Source organism: Coleofasciculus sp. H7-1 (genome assembly GCF_057473865.1).
Genome location: NZ_JBYCCT010000078.1, coordinates 20352 through 39222 on the forward strand (window position 1 = coordinate 20352; position 18871 = coordinate 39222).

At 46.8% G+C, this 18871-nt stretch carries 14 protein-coding genes; 11 read left to right on the forward strand and 3 right to left on the reverse strand.

All coding sequences use genetic code 11. The features are described 5' to 3' along the window. Positions 1–10: 10 nt before the first annotated feature. Positions 11–1180 (reverse strand): 4-hydroxythreonine-4-phosphate dehydrogenase PdxA, encoded by a 1170-nt coding sequence (gene pdxA, locus AC2VDX_RS22895; RefSeq protein WP_378175665.1) that lies wholly within the window; start codon positions 1178–1180, stop codon positions 11–13. A 49-nt stretch (positions 1181–1229) separates the two neighbouring features. On the opposite strand from pdxA, the gene petM reads away from it, so the two are divergent. From petM to AC2VDX_RS22950, 11 genes are all read left to right on the forward strand, one after another. Next, positions 1230–1343 (forward strand): cytochrome b6-f complex subunit PetM, encoded by a 114-nt coding sequence (gene petM, locus AC2VDX_RS22900; protein WP_378175254.1) that lies wholly within the window; start codon positions 1230–1232, stop codon positions 1341–1343. 245 nt (positions 1344–1588) lie between these two features. Beyond that, on the forward strand, positions 1589–2566 hold the full coding sequence (locus AC2VDX_RS22905) for an SDR family oxidoreductase (protein ID WP_378175257.1): 978 nt from the start codon (positions 1589–1591) through the stop codon (positions 2564–2566). A 119-nt stretch (positions 2567–2685) separates the two neighbouring features. Beyond that, positions 2686–3603 (forward strand): NAD(+) kinase, encoded by a 918-nt coding sequence (locus AC2VDX_RS22910; protein ID WP_378175668.1) that lies wholly within the window; start codon positions 2686–2688, stop codon positions 3601–3603. A 180-nt stretch (positions 3604–3783) separates the two neighbouring features. After that, positions 3784–4821 (forward strand): class II fructose-bisphosphatase, encoded by a 1038-nt coding sequence (glpX, locus tag AC2VDX_RS22915; RefSeq protein ID WP_378175260.1) that lies wholly within the window; start codon positions 3784–3786, stop codon positions 4819–4821. A 142-nt stretch (positions 4822–4963) separates the two neighbouring features. Next, positions 4964–6250: a glutamyl-tRNA reductase gene (locus AC2VDX_RS22920; protein WP_378175263.1), complete on the forward strand. Its 1287-nt coding sequence runs from the start codon at positions 4964–4966 to the stop codon at positions 6248–6250. Positions 6251–6324: 74 nt separating this feature from the next. Continuing rightward, the gene (locus AC2VDX_RS22925; protein WP_378175266.1) at positions 6325–9312 is read left to right on the forward strand and encodes a UPF0182 family protein; all 2988 of its coding nucleotides are present in this window, start codon (positions 6325–6327) and stop codon (positions 9310–9312) included. Between the two features lie 681 nt (positions 9313–9993). Continuing rightward, positions 9994–12789 (forward strand): SpoIIE family protein phosphatase, encoded by a 2796-nt coding sequence (locus tag AC2VDX_RS22930; protein ID WP_378175269.1) that lies wholly within the window; start codon positions 9994–9996, stop codon positions 12787–12789. A 134-nt stretch (positions 12790–12923) separates the two neighbouring features. Further along, the gene (locus AC2VDX_RS22935) at positions 12924–14867 is read left to right on the forward strand and encodes a PAS domain-containing sensor histidine kinase (protein ID WP_378175271.1); all 1944 of its coding nucleotides are present in this window, start codon (positions 12924–12926) and stop codon (positions 14865–14867) included. A gap of 120 nt (positions 14868–14987) precedes the next feature. Then, complete coding sequence (locus AC2VDX_RS22940) at positions 14988–15572, forward strand: slr1658 family protein (RefSeq protein ID WP_378175274.1); 585 nt, start codon at positions 14988–14990, stop codon at positions 15570–15572. Positions 15573–15612: 40 nt separating this feature from the next. Continuing rightward, positions 15613–15957 carry a slr1659 superfamily regulator gene (locus tag AC2VDX_RS22945; RefSeq protein WP_378175277.1) on the forward strand — a complete coding sequence of 115 codons (345 nt, stop codon included), beginning with the start codon at positions 15613–15615 and terminating at the stop codon, positions 15955–15957. 75 nt (positions 15958–16032) lie between these two features. Beyond that, a complete protein-coding gene (locus AC2VDX_RS22950) occupies positions 16033–17652 on the forward strand; it encodes an adenylate/guanylate cyclase domain-containing protein (protein ID WP_378175280.1) in 1620 nt (539 codons plus the stop codon). A 150-nt stretch (positions 17653–17802) separates the two neighbouring features. Here the strand turns inward: AC2VDX_RS22950 and AC2VDX_RS22955 are convergent, their stop codons facing one another. Next, entirely contained in the window at positions 17803–18552 is a 750-nt protein-coding gene (locus AC2VDX_RS22955) for an amino acid ABC transporter ATP-binding protein (protein ID WP_378175283.1), read from the reverse strand. Beyond that, positions 18518–18784, reverse strand: a complete 267-nt coding sequence (locus tag AC2VDX_RS22960) for a hypothetical protein (RefSeq protein ID WP_378175286.1) — start codon at positions 18782–18784, stop codon at positions 18518–18520. The genes AC2VDX_RS22955 and AC2VDX_RS22960 overlap by 35 nt, the downstream gene beginning before the upstream one ends. Positions 18785–18871 lie beyond the last annotated feature (87 nt).

Genomic DNA, 18871 nt, shown 5'->3' on the forward strand with positions numbered 1-18871 from the left:
CTAGCTAGAGCTACATGGAGTTCGCTGCTATCCTCCGATCTGCTAATTCAGCCCCAAGTTGAATCGCTGCTTTCATACTGGTAGCATCGGCAATTCCCTGACTAGCGATATCAAAAGCAGTCCCGTGATCGGGGGAGGTGCGGATGAAGGGAAGACCGATAGAAGTATTCACAGCTCGGTCAAATGCCATCAGTTTAACGGGGATTAAGCCTTGGTCATGATAGAGTGCCAGGTAAGCATCGTGAGCTTGGGAGATGCCATTGGAACCGAACCAGGCTTGACCGGGCTTTACCCACATCGTATCTGGGGGAATCGGGCCATCCAGTTGCAGATGAGGTCGCCGTCGCTCCTGCTCTAGCCAAGGGATTAACCAGTCTATTTCTTCTCGTCCCAGTTGCCCTTGTTCGCCGCTGTGGGGATTTAAACCCGCGATCGCTATCTTCGCCTTTTCTATCCCAAAATCTGCCTTTAAGCATTCCACCAGCAAATCAAGTTTATTCGTCAGCAGCTGCGGTGTCAGCACCTCAGCAACTTGACGGAGGGGAATATGGGTGGTAGCAAGTAAAGTGCGGAGTGTCCAGCCGGTATGAGGCGATCGCGCCACAAATAACATCCCAAATTGCTGGACGCCGGAACGCTTGGCTAATAGTTCTGTTTGACCGGGAAAATCATATCCAGCGGCTTTCCAAGCAGATTTCGCAATCGGGCCAGTCACAATGCCGTGGAACTCACCCGAAAGAGTGTGAGCGATCGCAGTTTCCATATAAGCAAAACTTGCCGCGCCACTAGCAGCATTCCCAGTCCCAATATTAATTTGCCGCTCTATTTCCCCGTCCAGCGGGACATCAAGAATTGATAACTGTGCCGGGTTTGCCAGCGGTGCTGACACCAACTCAGATGCCTCCCCACCCGCTTCTAAAGCCTGCGGAGGCAGGCTTTGTTCGTGTAGCCGCGACTTTAGTCGTCCGGTCAATCGATGATAAGTTTCTTGTAACAGTGCCCGACTGCCAACTACTGTAATCTGGCAATTTTGGATAACCGTCGGATCTGCCAACGCCTTCAGCACTACTTCTGGCCCAATCCCCGCCGGATCTCCCAGTGTTACAGCTAACCGAGGACGGTCTTGCCGTTGCGTGAGATTGACAGGTGTTTGTGTAAAGAAAGTTTTCACAGCTTTCAGCTTAAAATACTCTAAACTTTTTAATTGATTCCCAAGGAGCCTACAACCGATGAGCGGTGAGATTTTTAATGCAGCTATATTGTCCTTTACCCTGATTTTAGTGGGTCTGGGCTTGGGCTTTTTGTTACTCAAAATCCAAGGGGGCGAAAACGAGTCCCTCTAAGGACAACCCCTGAAAGCAAGGACAGGCGGCGCGAGTGGTGTTCCATCAAAAATCGCACTCCCTGTCCCTTGCCGGTTGCCTTATCATCTAGCGATTCAGTATTTGGGGCATCCTGACCCGATTAGCTAGTGGTGTCGGAAGTGAGCGATCGCTATCTTTATTAATTTTGTAAACTTTCTTTGCGTTAAATCTGAGATTTCTGATAACATCTTATAGAAAGTTTAAGATTCCTTACTAATTACTAGATGACTTTATTAATTGTCGGTGCCACCGGCACCCTGGGCAGACAGGTGGCTCGTCGGGCAATAGAAGAGGGCTATCAAGTTCGCTGTATGGTACGGAGTGCGAAAAAGGCGGCATTCTTAAAAGAATGGGGTGCCCAGCTAGTACCCGGCGATCTCACCAATCCCGAAAGCCTAAAAGCAGCCTTTGAAGGTGTCACAGCAGTGATTGATGCGGCAACTTCACGACCCACAGACTCCACCAGTATCAAACAGGTAGACTGGGATGGCAAAGTAGCGCTGATTCAAGCCGCCGCCGCTGCCAAAGTTGAGCGTTTTATCTTCTTCTCCATTTTGGATGCTGAAAAGTACCCCGAAGTCCCGCTGATGGAAATCAAGCGGTGTACGGAACTTTTCTTGGCAGAATCGGGGTTGAATTACACCATTCTGCGACCTTGCGGCTTTATGCAAGGGCTGATCGGTCAGTATGCAGTGCCGATTTTAGATGGGCAAGCTGTGTGGGTGACAGGTGACACCTCTCCGGTGGCTTACATGGACACTCAGGATATTGCTAAGTTTGCACTAAAAGCGCTTAAGGTTCCGGAAACCGCCAACAAAACCTTTCCGGTTGTGGGTTCTCGTGCTTGGGGTGCCTATGAAATCATCCGCCTGTGCGAACGTCTTTCCGGGCGGGAATCTAAGGTAACGCGGATGCCTTTGGGTTTACTGCGGACAGTGCGACGGATCGCTCGCTTTTTTGAGTGGGGCTGGAATCTAGCAGATCGGTTGGCTTTTGCAGAAGTGGTAGCGACAGGCAAACCCCTGAATGCGCCGATGGATGAGGTTTATCAAGTCTTCGGGATAGACCAAGCCCAAATCACGACTTTGGAGGCATACCTGCAAGACTACTTCAGTCGCATCTTGAAAAAACTTAAGGAAATTGATTACGAAAAATCAAAAAATAAAAAGCAGAGCAAAAAAAAGATGCCATTTACATCTTGAACTGATTACAGCCTTAAAGAAAAGTGAGTTGTTAGTTGTTGGTTTTTAATAGGTTACATACCTAAAAACCAACCATTGATCGCTAACAATTAAGAATGAACTACTACCGGACTCGAAGCGTGCCCAAAGCAGGGATTATATACAATGACACCAAACCTGTAGCTTGTCGCGTTGCCACAGAGTTAAATGACAAGCTAACAGCCGCTGGTTGGGAAGTTTGCATGACAACGGGTTCCGGTGGGATTTTGGGATATTCTCGCCCCGATCGTCCGGTGTGTCATACCCCAATTGATTCCCTGGCTCCCCCTGGATTTGATGAAGAGATGAGCTTTGCGGTGGTGCTGGGGGGAGATGGCACGGTTCTGGCGGCATTTCGCCAAGTGGCACCTTGTGGGATTCCCTTGCTGGCGGTGAATACCGGGCACATGGGTTTTCTAACTGAAGCTTATGTGAACCAGCTGCCGCAAGCGCTGGAAATACTAATGGCTGGGGAGTATGAAGTTGAAGAGCGAGCGATGCTATCGGTGCAGCTATTTCGAGATAATACCCGGCTGTGGGAAGCGCTGTGCCTGAATGAAATGGTGATTCATCGGGAACCGCTCACCAGTATGTGCCATTTTGAGGTGCTGATTGGGCGTCACGCGCTGATGGATATTGCCGCAGATGGGGTGATTATCTCGACTCCGACTGGCTCGACGGCTTACTCACTGAGTGCTGGGGGGCCGGTGGTGACGCCTGGGGTGCCGACATTACAGTTGGTACCGATTTGTCCTCATTCACTGGCGTCTAGGGCGTTGGTGTTTGCAGATAGCGAACCCGTGACGATTTTCCCAGCGAATCCTACTCGGCTGGTGATGGTGGTGGATGGGAATGCTGGGTGCTATGTATTGCCAGAAGATCGGGTGTATCTGGAGCGATCGCCCTTTTCGGCTCGATTCATCCGCTTGCAATCCCCTGAGTTTTTCCGAATTTTGCGAGAAAAACTCGGTTGGGGTCTGCCTCACATTGCGAAACCTACCTCGGTTGAATTGCCCTAAAGAAAGTCAGGAGTCATTAGTTATTCACCAACTAATGACTCCTGACCCATGACTAATTACAAAAGTTAACATAAACCAAGCCGTTAATCTCCAGCTTTGGGTATCCCCCCTCTGATAGACTTCTAACTGGAATCGCCAGATGAAACGACGCTAAATCAAGCAGTTGAGAGGATAGTTTTTGTGGAAAATACGCTGGGATTAGAAATTATAGAGGTAGTTGAGCAAGCTGCGATCGCATCCTCCCGGTGGATGGGCAAAGGCGAAAAAAACATAGCTGACCAAGTCGCTGTGGAAGCCATGCGGGAGCGGATGAACAAAATTTATATGCGGGGTCGGATCGTCATCGGCGAAGGCGAACGGGATGATGCCCCCATGTTGTATATCGGAGAAGAAGTTGGTATCTGTACCCGCGAAGATGCCAAAAATTACTGCAACCCAGATGAATTGATAGAGATTGATATTGCCGTTGACCCCTGCGAAGGCACCAACCTCGTTGCCTACGGTCAAAATGGTTCAATGGCAGTTCTGGCAATTGCTGAGAAAGGCGGTTTATTTGCCGCTCCTGACTTTTACATGAAAAAGCTGGCAGCGCCCCCAGTGGCACGCGGTCATGTTGATATTAACAAGTCCGCCACCCAAAACCTAAAGATTCTCTCCGAGTGCCTGAGTCGCTCGATTGAGGAACTGGTGGTCGTGGTGATGGATCGCCCCCGTCACAAAGAGCTGATTCAAGAAATCCGGCAAGCGGGAGCTAGAGTGCGACTGATCAGCGATGGTGACGTTTCTGCTGCCATCTCCTGCGCCTTTTCGGGTACCAATATTCACGCTTTGATGGGAATTGGTGCTGCACCCGAAGGCGTCATCTCAGCCGCCGCTCTGCGCTGTCTGGGTGGACACTTCCAAGGTCAGCTGATCTACGATCCAGATGTGGTGAAAACTGGATTGATCGGGGAGAGCAGAGAGAGCAATATCGCACGGCTTAATGGAATGGGCATCACAGACCCAGACAAAGTTTACAACGCTGACGAACTAGCCTCTGGCAAGACGGTTCTGTTCGCAGCTTGTGGCATCACCCCCGGCACACTCATGGAAGGCGTCCGCTTCTTCAAGGGAGGCGCACGCACTCAAAGCTTGGTCATTTCCAGCCAGTCGCAGACGGCTCGGTTTGTTGACACTATCCATATGTTTGAAGAGCCGAAGCAGCTGCAATTGAGGTAGTCTGTGGGTAATTGGGTTGCAGGTTGTAGGTTGCAGGGTGAACTTTCAACCTTCTAATCTTCAACCTTGTAATCTTCAACCTTCAATCTTCTAATCTTTTAACCTTCAACCCAATAAGCAATTAGTAATTAGCAATTAGCAAATGAATATTGCAGTCGTAGGTCTTAGCCATAAAACAGCGCCGGTTGAGATTCGGGAAAAATTAAGTATTCCAGAGCCAGCGTGTGAAGGTGCAACTCTTGCCCTCATGAGCTACCCCCACATTGCAGAAGTCGCGATTCTTAGCACCTGCAACCGCCTGGAAATTTACATCGTTGCTCATGAAACCGAACAGGGAGTTCGGGAAGTTACCCAATTTCTTTCCGAACACAGCAAGTTACCCCTGCATCAACTACGGCAACACTTGTTTGTTTTGTTGCATGAAGATGCAGTCATGCACTTGATGCGGGTGTCAGCAGGTTTAGATAGTTTGGTGCTGGGCGAAGGGCAAATCCTGGCGCAAGTGAAACATACTCACAAACTAGGACAGCAATACAAGGGCATCGGTAGCATCCTGAATCGGTTGTTCAAGCAAGCGCTGACTGCTGGGAAGCGAGTCCGGACGGAAACCAGTATCGGTACGGGTGCTGTCTCAATTAGTTCAGCCGCTGTAGAGTTAGCCCAGATCAAAGCCCAGAACTTGGCAGCTTGTCGAGTGACGATTTTGGGTGCTGGGAAAATGTCCCGGCTGTTAGTGCAACATTTACTGGCAAAAGGAGCGGTTCACATCTCGGTTCTGAACCGTTCTATCCAGCGGGCGCAGGAATTGGCGAATCAGTTCCCAGAGGCGCAGTTGCAACTGTATCCGCTGTCGGAAATGATGTCAGCGATCGCTACGTCGGACTTGGTGTTTACCAGTACCTCTTCTACAGAACCACTGTTGAATCGGTCGAAACTGGAAATTCACCTGGAAGCGCACCGAGGTTTGATGATCTTTGATATTTCTGTCCCGCGCAATGTGGATGGGGATGTTAACGAGCTGGACAACGTGCAGGCGTTTAATGTCGATGACTTAAAGGCAGTGGTGGCTCAGAATCACGAAAGCCGCCGTAAGATGGCAATGGAAGCCCAGGGGCTGCTAGAAGAAGAGGTGGAAGCCTTTGATGTCTGGTGGCGATCGCTCGAAACCGTTCCCACCATCAGCTGCCTGCGTGATAAAATGGAAACGATTCGCACTCAAGAGTTAGAAAAAGCTTTGTCTCGCTTGGGTACGGAATTTGCCGAAAGACATCAAGAAGTTATCGAAGCACTAACGCGCGGAATTGTCAACAAAATTCTGCACGATCCGATGGTACAACTGCGATCGCAACAAGATATCGAAGCCAGACGCAAAGCGATGCAGGCACTCCAAACTCTGTTTAACCTGGATATAGGCGAACAATTTAGCTAATCGTTCAGAGTTCATCGTTCAGGGTTCATGGCAACTTCTATGAACAACGAACAACGAACAATGAACAATGAATAATGAATCGAATTTTTCCAGGGATTGTACTGCTACTAGGACTGTGGCTAGCCTTCGATCTAGTCGCTTACCTAGTAGCAGATGTTTTTTGGTTTCAGGAAGTCGGATATCTACCGGCGTTTCTTCTCAGGGTAAGAACTCAGCTGGGGTTGTGGGCGATCGCATTTATTGTCACAGCTGGCTTTTCACTGGGTAATTTATATCTGGCTCATCTTCTTAAGTATCCTAAAGAGATCCCCCCAACCCCCCTTAAAAAGGGGGGCTTTGATTCCCCCTTTTTACTAGGGAAGCGGCGCGTTAGCGCGAGGGTGAGGGGGGATCGAGTCTTAACCGAAGAGTATAAGGGAGAATCCTTTTTTTCAATCAGTCCTCAGTCGTCAGCACTGAAATTGCGATCGCTTTTGCCTGGGATAGGGGTACTTAGTGTGCTGATTGGGTTGATGCTGCTGCACTATGGTCAAATAGCAGCTAGTTATTGGCATCCTAATGTTAGCTTGCCGAGTGTATCTCCCCTTTTGCCAGTTTGGTTTCAGCCTGAGTTGATATGGCAGATGGGTAGAAAGACGCTTTCTAGCATCTGGCAAGTTGTCGTGGTGTTGGTAGCGGCGGCGCTGGTGTTGATTTATCCGCAGTTTTTGTTAACAGCGATCGCGCTTTTCCTCAGTTTATTCTTTGGACTGGTGCTGTCAAGTCACTGGGCGAGAATCTTACAGTATTTCCATACCACCAGTTTTAACAACACCGATCCCTTATTTGGGCGAGATATCAGCTTTTATGTATTTCAGTTGCCAGTTTGGGAGTTACTAGGATTTTGGGTTTTCGGACTATTTTTGTATGGTTTTGTAGCAGTCACCCTGATATATTTGCTGTCTGGAGATAGTTTGAGTGAGGGCAGATTTCCAGGGTTTTCCAAATCCCAGATGCGTCATTTGTGCGGACTCGGTAGTTGCCTATGTGCTGCTTTTGCTCTCGGTTATTGGTTATGGCGCTATCAATTGTTGTATTCCACCACCGGCGTTACCTATGGTGCCAGTTACACTGATGTCAGCGTGCGATTGCCACTGTATACCGGATTGAGCGTATTCTCACTAGCGATCGCGCTACTTTTGTTCTGGCAGACAATTCAATTTAAAATAAAAAGTTTTAATTTTAAAATTATTTACATTGCCTTTTTAATATTTAATTTTTCATTTTTGATTGCCTTACCCACCGTGGTGCAATGCCTCATCGTTCAACCCAATGAATTGGCGCGAGAACGAACCTATATTGAACACAGTATTGCCTTTACCAGGGCAGCATTTAATTTAGAGAATATTGAAGTTAAAACCTTCGACCCTCAAGGGAATCTTACTGCCGCAGACATCCAGCAGAATGAACTGACGATTCGCAATATTCGCCTTTGGGATAAGCGCCCACTTCTACAAACAAATCGCCAGTTGCAACAAATCCGTCTCTATTACAAGTTTCCTGACGCTGACATTGACCGATATACCTTGAAGATAGCAGCTTCAGAGGAAACCAGGCAGACCGAAAGGCAACAAGTGATTATCGCAGCTAGAGAGTTAGACTACAGTGCTGTTCCCCCGGAAGCAAAGACTTGGGTAAACAAACATTTGATTTATACTCACGGTTATGGATTTACCCTCAGTCCGGTCAATAGAGTTGGTTCTGGTGGACTGCCAGACTATTTTGTTAAAGACATAGCCACCAATCCCGATGCTGCTAACAACAGCGCCTTAAATGTATCTAGCGAACGGATTCGGGCCAGCATTCCGATTGGGATACCCCGGATTTATTACGGCGAAATCAGCAATACTTATGTGATGACGCCAACCAGAGTCAAAGAGTTAGATTATCCCAGTGGCAACGAGAATGTTTATAACACCTACGATGGCACTGGCGGCGTCTCCATCGGTTCGTGGTGGCAGCGTCTTTTATTTGCCGAGTATTTGAAAGACTGGCAAATGATGTTTACGCGGAATTTCACACCGCAAACCAAGGTGTTGTTTCGTCGTAATATAACACAGCGAGTTCAGGCGATCGCCCCTTTCTTGCGGTTCGATAGCGATCCCTACTTGGTAGTTGCCAAGACCGATGCATCGAACGAGCAAAATTACCTTTACTGGATTATCGATGCTTATACAACAAGCGATCGCTATCCCTACTCCGACCCTGGCGAAAAGCAATTTAATTACATCCGCAACTCCGTCAAAGTTGTCATTGATGCCTATAACGGTTCGGTTAATTGTTACGTTGCCGACCCCCAAGACCCGATTATTACCTCCTGGTCTGCGATCTTTCCCGACCTGCTAAAACCATTAAATGCTATGCCCACTTCCCTGCGGAGTCATCTTCGCTATCCAGTGGACTTTTTCAGCATTCAGTCAGAACGGTTGCGGACTTATCACATGACCGACCCGCAGGTGTTTTACAATCGGGAAGACCAGTGGCAGGTTCCGACTGAGATTTATGGTAGCGAACCGCGACCCGTGGAACCTTACTACCTGATCATGAAACTGCCGACGGCCCAGGAAGAAGAATTTATTCTTCTCCTTCCCTTCACACCCAGGCAACGCACCAACTTAATTGCCTGGTTGGCGGCACGTTCCGATGGAGATGAATATGGCAAGTTGTTACTCTACGAGTTTCCCAAGCAACAACTGGTTTACGGAACCGAGCAAATCGAAGCTTTAATCAACCAAGATCCGGTCATTTCTCAGCAGATTTCTCTGTGGAATCGGCAGGGTTCACGGGCAATTCAAGGTAATTTGTTAGTAATTCCGATAGAGCGATCGCTCCTCTACGTCGAACCTCTTTATCTAGAAGCCGAACAAAATAGTTTGCCAACATTAGTGAGAGTCATTGCTGCCTACGAAAATCGCATCGTCATGGCAGAAACTTTAGAAGAATCACTTCAAGCAATCTTCCAGACAGAAAAACCAGCTACCCCAGCAATTATCCGTCCAGTCGAACCGTTGGGCACTCCTTAAACGAGTAGTTCAACATAGGAAACTTGACCGAATGTGGGCTAAAACTGAGAGCTTGCATCTTCAGTCCACTAAGCGTGGACTTGATTCTATTAGCCCGGTTGAGTTCCGGGCGGGATTGGCGACTTGTTGAGAATGGTGCAAGATGTGAGCTAAAAGCAACTTAAGTATTCTTATCCCATTCAAGGATATATTCTCAACAATTCATCGCCATCCTAATTTATCTGTGAACTCCTCTTCCCTCTTCTTCTCTTCTCTCTTCTCTCTTCTCTTCTCTTCCCTCTGCGTCCTTGGCGTCCTCTGCGGTTCGTTAAAAAAGTCTCACCAATCAAATAGGACTGCTATAGTTCCTACTTTATCGTTCATGACAACTCTTCTTCAACGAACAGATGAGCAAGTGTATCTAGAGAAAATAACTTAGTAGAACCCATGAAATTACCGAAGCCGAAAATAGGTCTGTGATGCAATACTTGCTAGAACAGCGTTGTGTTGAAAACGTGCGGCTATTTGCGTATCCAACGATTTACAATGGCATCAGTTTGCCAGTACTCAAACAGAAATAGTTCGACATATAAATTAAAAGAAAGTATCCTACTGCGATTAATTATCCTAAATCTCCATAACGCGATCGCTCTCATTGTCAAGCGCTGAAAATAAATTGACATAAAAACACTAATAAACCTGATGACCTCAACACCATTGCCGACAATAATAGACTCTGCCCCTCCAAATCGGTACTCAGCCCCGCGCTTACCCCGCAGTCTTAGCTCTCTAGAAACGTGGGGCTTTGGTCTGACAGCTCATATCTCGTGGCCTGCCATTGCCCCCGCACTGCACGTTGCTCTGGGAACTGGGGCTATTTTCGTCTGGTTGCCAGGAACAATCCTCGGCATCTTGCTAAACCTGCAAGTAAAACGCTTAGGCAGGCATTTTCCCGACGTAGCCGGAGGAACGCCCAACTATACCACCCGGTTGCTAAAGCACTATCCGGGGCTAGCCCGTTACGCAGCAATTGGTTACTTCTTCAGCTGGGTCTCAACGCTGGCGATTAACGTAGTTGTGCTTACAGAACTGATTAAGGTAAACCTGGAGCCTTTAGGGATTGCTTGTCCCGATACTCTCGTAAAAATTGGCTTTACGCTGATCACTTTTATTTTGGCGTTTAGCGGCACCCGCGCCTTAAGTATTCTGCACTTATTTTTTGTCATCCCGGCAATTGGACTTTTACTCGCTTTTTGCCTATTTGGCATCGGCTGGTTAGCCACTTCCCCAGCCAGTCCTGGCTTTTTCCCGACCACTTGGTCGCATCTCTCTTTTGTGGATTGGGCGAAGTGGTTATTCTTCGTCACCTACACGACCTACGCTTGTGAATCTGCGTCTGCATTTGTTGCCGATAGCCGCCGTCCTGATGAAACGTTGCGGTTCCTAACTATCTCATCTTGGATCATGCCGCCCATCTTTCTGGGGGGTTCCTGGGTACTGATGCGCTTAGCCACCGACCCAAGTCTGGGCGGTGACACCTTCTTAAATTTGTTAGCGGTTTCCACGCCATTCTGGGGAAAGTCGGCAGCTTTCATCGTTACCTTTTTTCTTGCCGCTGGTTCGCTTCTCTCGTGCGCGACGGTGGTTTCCAACTGTCCCCGGATGCTGTACCAACTTGCCGTGGACGGACATTTATCTCCCGTGTTCGCTGTGGTGTCCCGACGGGGTGTATTCGGTCCCGCCTTGGTGCTGACGTTGTTGCTCAGTCTGATTTGTCTAGCTTGGGGAGATGTCCCCCGGATTGCGGTCGTGAGTAACACCGGCTGGTTTGTATCGATCATGTCGGTGCATTTAGCACTGTGGCTGCGCCGAAAGAGACCGGAGGTATTTCTGCCTTGGTGGTCGGGTGTCTTGTTTTTGCTGGAAGTCGTTGTCTTGGTGGTTGGGGGTTTGGCTTGGGGTTGGAAAGACTTCTTGATTGGGTTGCTATTTCCCCTAGGGATTTTGGCAGCAGATCGGGTGATGCGCCACATCCGGTTGGCACCCTTTCATCCCGCTTGGTGGATTCAGCATTACCGAGGGCGATCGCAAACTAAAATATCCGATTTTGTCGCCTTTCAGGTGGTCATCCTGATCTTACTGATCTGTAGCGCTGCCACCATTAGCTGGGTGTTTAGAGCCAGAGTCGGAATGATAGACGTTGGTCATAACAGCAACAATCTGTATGTGGTGCTGCTGCTGACGATTGCTTTTGTTGGGGTAGCGATCGCTTGCTGGACAAGTTTGCCCCAAGTCACGGCAATCGTCGAAGCCAGAGAACAGTCTGAGCATTTGTTCAATATTGCCATTGACGCGATTCTCGTAGTCGATGAAAACGGCGTCATTCGTCAAGCCAACCCAGCCGCCGAGCAACTATTAACAGCGATCGCTCCCCATCTCCTGGGATATCGTCTCAACCAGATATTTCCCGCCTTGGCAGGTCAGCCAGATGATTGGTCGAGCCGAAGCGAACATACCCTAAAAACGCCCGAACATCCTACCATTGTTGAGGCAGCCGTCTCCAACCGTTTCAATCAAGACTTCCAAGAATATGTGATCCTGGTGCGCGATATTACTGAGCGCAAGCAAGCTGAGGAGGCGGTGCGGAATTACAGCTACACTTTGGAACAAAAAGTTGAGGAACGCACCAGCGAACTCGCTCACGCCAACGGCGAGATTCTTGCCCTCAACGAGCGTCTCCAAGCCGACAATATCCGCATGGGCGCTGAGTTAGCCGTGACGCGCCGACTGCAACAGATGCTATTGCCCAAACAGCAAGAACTTGAATCGATTGCCGGACTGGAGATTGCCAGCTTTATGGAACCAGCCGAAGAGGTAGGCGGCGACTACTACGATGTACTCAATTACGAGGATAAGGTCAAAATCGGGATCGGCGATGTAACCGGACACGGACTCGAAAGCGGCGTCTTAACGATCATGGTGCAGACAGCAGTCCGGACGCTACTGGAAAACAACGAAACCGACCCCAGGAAATTCTTGGACGTACTCAACCGAACCATTTATCACAATGTGCAGCGGATGAATTGCGATAAAAATCTCAGCCTCTCCTTACTGGATTACCAAGCAGGAACGCTGCGCCTGACCGGACAACACGAAGAAATGATTGTCGTGCGTTCCGGCGGTGAGGTGGAACGGATTGACACGGTTGATTTAGGCTTCCCGATTGGGCTAGAAGCAGACATTACCAATTTCGTCGCCCAGATTCAGTTGCAATTGCATTCAGGGGACGTAGTGGTGCTGTACACCGATGGCATCACTGAAGCCGAAAATAGATTCAGGGTACGATACGGGTTAGAGCGGCTGTGTGAGATAGTCAGCCGCAACTGGCAACAGACGGTTGGGGAAATTAAACAAGCCGTAATTGACGATCTGCGGCAGCATATCGGCGAACAGAAAATTGACGATGACATCACTTTGCTGGTTCTCAAACAGAAATAAGCCGAGTTTGCAGGAAAATGTTCTGTAAAGTTTGTTAGAAAAGTTACTGAGAAAGGGAATATTTAAATAGCGATCCAAAATTCTAAAAATATCCCTTGCTAGGGGAAGTCATTTTCTGGCAAAAATAAAAACCTATGGCAATCGAGAAAGAAAAAGCATTAACAGAACAGCTCTTTTTGAGGATAGAAAGCTTGTCCCAAGAACTGGAAGACTTGAAAAGAGAAAAGGCTGACCTGGAAATCTTGCTGGAGAATACGACAGAACATTCAGATACGGTTACAGCTCAGTTGTATGACAAGGCAGTGGAGGCGGGCAAGCAAAGCGATCGCAGGCTGGCGCAATTTCTGGAAGCTCTGCCAGTGGGTGTCTTCGTGGTTGATGCTAGCGGTAAATCCTACTACGCCAATCAGACAGCACAGCAAATCCTGGGCAAAGGTATTATGTCAGAAACCACTCTTGAGGAATTGTCAGAGAGTTATCAACTCTATGTCGCAGGCACAGAGCAATTGTACCCCAGCGATCGCCTGCCGCTCGTGCGGGCGTTGAGAGGCGAAAAAGTAGCCGTTGACAATTCGGAGATTCACCAAACAGACAAATTGATTCCTATAGAGGTGTGGGCGTCCCCAATTTTTGATGACAAGGACAATATTGCTTATGCTATTGCCGCCTTTCAAGACACCACCGAGCGCAAGCGAGCCGCAGAAGCGCTGCAACAAGCGGAAGCTAGGTATCGCAGTATTTTTGAAAACGCTATTGAGGGGATTTTTCAGATTACATTGGACGGACACTACATCTGTGTGAATCCGGCATTGGCAAAAATCTACGGCTATGAGTCTCCTGAGGAGATGATGAATAGCATCCCAGAAATCAAATATCAAGTTTATGTTGACCCGAAATGCCGTGACAATCTCATAGATTTATTAACCGAGCAGGGTGAAGTTAAGGGATTCGAGTATCAAATTTATCGCCAAGATGGCAGCATCATCTGGATTTCGGAGAATACCCGTGCGATTTGTGATGCCAACGGCACCTTACTCTACTACGAGGGAACCACCATTGATATCACGGAGCGCCAGCAGATTGAGCAATCTCTCAGGGCAAGCGAAGCGCGAGAACGAGAAAAAGCTCAACAATTAGAGCGATCGCTGCGCGACTTGCAGCAAGCTCAAGTTCAATTAGTACAAAGTGAAAAAATGTCCTCTCTTGGGCAATTGGTCGCCGGAATTGCCCACGAAATCAACAATCCAGTTAACTTTCTATCTGGCAATCTCGCCTATGCCTATGACTACACCTGCAATTTACTCAGGTTGTTAAAACTTTACCAACAGCATTATTCAAATCCAGCACCGGAAATCCAATCAGAGGCACAAGCTATTGATATTGACTTCTTAACCGAAGACCTGCCTAAAATACTTTCTTCTATGAAAATAGGCATAGACCGCATCCATCAAATTAGCGTGTCTCTGCGAACCTTCTCTCGTGCCGATACATCCATTAAGACACTTTTTAATATTCATGATGGGATTGATAGTACTCTACTGATTTTGAAACATCGCCTGACTCCTAACGGAAATCGCCCGGAAATTAAATTAATTAAAGAATATGAAAACATCCCGCTTGTAGAGTGCTATGCTGGACAACTAAATCAAGTGTTTATGAATCTCATTGCCAATGCCATTGATGCGCTAGAAGAAGCAATGGCATCTGGAACGTTAGTTTTCAGTAACAATCAAAACCCCGTGCCTACTATTTGGATTCATACTGAAATAAAGTATGGAGAACCAAGGATAAAGGATGAAAACGGATTGGTTAATTCTTCATGTTTGGAACTTAATTTTTCTCATATCGCGATCCGGATTGCCGATAATGGAGCTGGAATTTCCGAAGAGGCAAAGCAACAGTTATTTAAACCTTTATTTACAACTAAACAAGTCGGTAAAGGCACCGGATTGGGTCTATCAATCAGTTACCAAATTGTGGTAGAAAAACATGGGGGACAGCTTAGATGTATCTCTGAGCCAGGACAAGGAACAGAATTCTACATTGAGATTCCGATTGGCTGTGTAGAGGAAAATTAATGAGCAAATGCTCTAAAATGTTCAAACAAAAATCGGTAATCGTTAATGAGTGTTAAGTTAGAAGAATATTATTTAATTCAAACTTAAAAATATTACCAATTACCAAATGACAAAATTGATATGATTCAAATATTCGGAGACTTCAGGGACGAGCTGCCGAGCAGTCAGGAAGGCTTGACAATTGTATTTTCGCCTACCTCCATCCCGCTAAAGCAACGCTGGCGCAACAATGGTTTGTCGGCTGATTTTATGGCTGACTATTTTGCAACTTTCTTTCCTGGTAATAAGAATAAGACCGAAACCGATCCAAAAGCAGAGATCAAGAGTGCTGTTAGTTTTATCGCCAATGAGTTGCTAGAGAATGCTATGAAATTTAATGATGACACATCGCTGCAATCTATCAGCATTCGGCTACAAATGCATAGCGATCGCCTTGTATTCCTCGCCACTAACAATATCAATCCAGGCGCGATCGCTAAGTTTCAGACATTTATCACACACTTAACCACCTGCGATCCCAGTGAGTTGTATCTTCGTCAGCTAGAAAAAAATGCAGAAGACGAGAGCGAGAGCGAATCTGGGTTAGGCTTTTTGACAATGATGAACGATTATCAGGCTAAGCTAGGCTGGAAGTTTGAGACTATCCAAAAAGAGCTGGAGCCGGAAGCGATCGCCGTGACCACAATGGTGCAGTTGGCAGTATAGCTTACCTAGTCGCTCAGAATATGCAAGGAGTTGATGCGTAATGGATATTAAGACTGAAGATTACAGCATTTGGTACGACTCAGTTACTGAAACAGCAATCTTCCAAGGTTCCCTCCGACTCAGTGGAATGGAAGAATATGCACCAATTGTGAAGTTACTCAATGATTTAGTTGACTCAGAGCCACCAACAATTACCCTGAACTTGCGGGAACTAGAATTTCTAAATAGTTCGGGAATCAATGTTCTGTCGAAATTTGTCATCAATGTGCGTCAAAAAGAAAGTATTCAGATGATTGTACAAGGCTCTAAAAATATCCCCTGGCAAAGTAAGTCATTGAAGAATTTGCAGCGGCTAATGCCTTCTTTGCAGCTGGAATTGGCATAAAAACCCCTACAAGGCTAGGTACTGGCATTTAAAACTAGATAAGTTAATTTTCGTCAAAGTGCAAATCCTAAGGCGATGCAGAAAGAACAACCCTCAACAGAACATCTGCTTTTAGAAATCGCCAGTCTGCGCCGGGAATTGGAAGGCTTGAAAAACAAAAAAGCTGACTTGGAAATCTTGCTGGAGACGACTACAGAACACTCCGATATGGTTGAAGCTCAGTTGCATCAGTCCAATCAACAACTACAAGCCGAAATTGCCGAGCGCCAGCGTACCGAAGAAGCACTACAAGCTAGTCAAGCAGCACTCCAGTCTCTTTTGACAATCGTTACTAGAGATAAGACCGATTTGGAAATTTTGCTAGAGACGACTACGGAACACTCTGATACGGTGGAAGCCGAGTTGCATAACAAGGCAGAGGAGGCAGTGCGTGCCAGCGAGAGAAGGTTGGCTCAATTTCTAGAAGCCGTGCCGGTAGGTGTTTTCGTGATTGATGCGAGCGGCAAACCCTACTACGCCAATCATACGGCACAGCGGTTACTCGGCAAGGGCATCGCCCCGGAAGACACCACCGCTCAACTGCCAGAAGTTTATCAAGCTTATGTGGCAGGGACAGATAGGTTGTACCCGACTGCCCGACAGCCGCTGATGCTGGCGTTGAGCGGCTCCTGCTCGACTGTTGATGATATGGAGGTTCACCAAGCAGACAAGATTATCCCGATAGAGGTGTGGGCAACGCCAATTTTTGATGAAAAGGGCAAAATTGTGTACGCGATCGCTGCCTTTCAAGATATCACGCAACGCAAACAGGCAGAAGCAGAACGGATAAATTTGATTAATCAACTTTATCAACTCAACATCGCTTACGAACGGTTTGTACCGCGTGAATTTCTTCAGTTTTTGAAGAAAGAAAGCATTGTCGATGTCACATTAGGCGACCAAGTGCAGCAGGAAATGTCGGTGTTATTTGCCGATATTCGAGACTTTACTGCACTTTCGGAAAAAATGACGCCGTCAGACAATTTTCAATTTATTAATGCCTTTTTGAGCCGCATGGAGCCTGCGATTACCAAGCATAATGGCTTTATTGATAAATATATCGGTGATGGAATTATGGCACTGTTTAGCGGCGGTGCAGATGATGCTATTAAAGCAGCGATTACCATGCTACATAATCTTGCCGAATATAATCAGCATCGCGCCCAAGCTGGTTATCCTCCAATTCAGATCGGGATTGGCATCAATACAGGCTCTTTGATGTTGGGCACAGTGGGAGGAAACAACCGGATGCAGGGCACTGTCATCAGCGATGCTGTCAATTTAGCCTCCCGTATTGAAGGATTGACGAAAGAGTATGGAGTGTCATTATTAATCAGTCACCAGACTTTTTTGCAGTTACAGAATTCCTCTGATTATTTCATCCGTATTATCGATCGGGTGAAAATTAAAGGGAAATCTGAAGAAGTAACAGTTTATGAAGTATTTGATGGAGATTTAGCGGAATTAAAAAATGGTAAATTGACCGCAAAAACAATATTTGAAAAGGCTTTGTTATTCTATAAAAATCAAAAAATTAGTGAGGCTGCACAACTCTTTCAAGATTGTCTATACCACAACCCGATGGATAAAGTTGCTAAAATATATTTAGAACGCTGTAAATTTGTATCTACTACTTTCAGGATGAGTGGAGAGTAATCGAAGCAGAAATCTCTTGTTCTTGGGGCGAATAAGTCAAGCACATACACTTTGACGTGATGCCTCGCACCCCAAATATGCCAGTAGGAAACCTCAAGTTACTTATTTATCTAAGAGTACAGAAGTTACTCAATCAACTTCGGATATCTTTTACAATATTTTATCAAGAAATTGCTTAGCGCGATCGCTCTTGGGATTGATAAAAAACTCCTTCGGCGGTGAATCTTCAGCCAGTCGTCCCCCATCAAGAAACAAAATGCGATCGGCAACTTCCCGCGCAAACCCCATTTCATGGGTAACAATTGCCATCGTGATGCCAGTTTTAGTCAAGTCTTGCATTACTTCTAACACCTCTTTCACCATTTCTGGGTCGAGTGCGGAGGTTGGTTCGTCAAACAACATGATATCTGGCTTCATTGCCAAGGAACGCGCGATCGCTACCCGCTGCTTTTGTCCCCCCGACAACTTAGAGGGATAAATATCTGCTTTTTCCGACAAACCTACCTTTGATAACAATTCCAGTCCTTCTCGCCGCGCCTCCTCCTTAGAAACGTGCTTCACTTTCATCGGTGCATACATCACATTTTTCAACACCGTCATGTGAGGAAATAGATAGAAATGCTGAAATACCATGCCGACATTTTGGCGAATCTTCATAATGTCGGTTTTCCGCGTCGTGATGTCTACTCCTTGAATATAAACGTGTCCCAAAGTTGGCACTTCCAGTAAATTTAGGCAACGGAGAAAAGTTGACTTACCCGACCCAGAAGGACCAATCACCGCCACAACTTCCCCTTGTCTAATCTCAGTAGAAATTGCTTGCAAAACTTGGAGATTTCCAAAGGATTTATGCAGATTTTCCACCTTAATCGCTACGCTGTAATCGTCGTTCAAGTGCATAACCTCCTAAAGTGAGAGTCATAATCATCAAATAATAAATAACAGCCGCAAATATCAAAGGTTCAAAAGCAATATATTTTTCGGCTCCCACAATGTAGGCACGGCGTAACAGGTCAGTCACGCCAATCGTTGAAACCAGCGAAGAATCTTTAAGCAAAGCACTACTTTCATTTACCAGCGCTGGCAAAATATTCTGGCTCTTCCGTAGTTGGTATGCTAAATTTATAGTCAAGAAGCGCCACAAGCTATACTAGCCATGAATTTAAGCCAATTTAGCGTTTATTAAATAGAAAATACAGTCCAAAATCGTTATACCTTG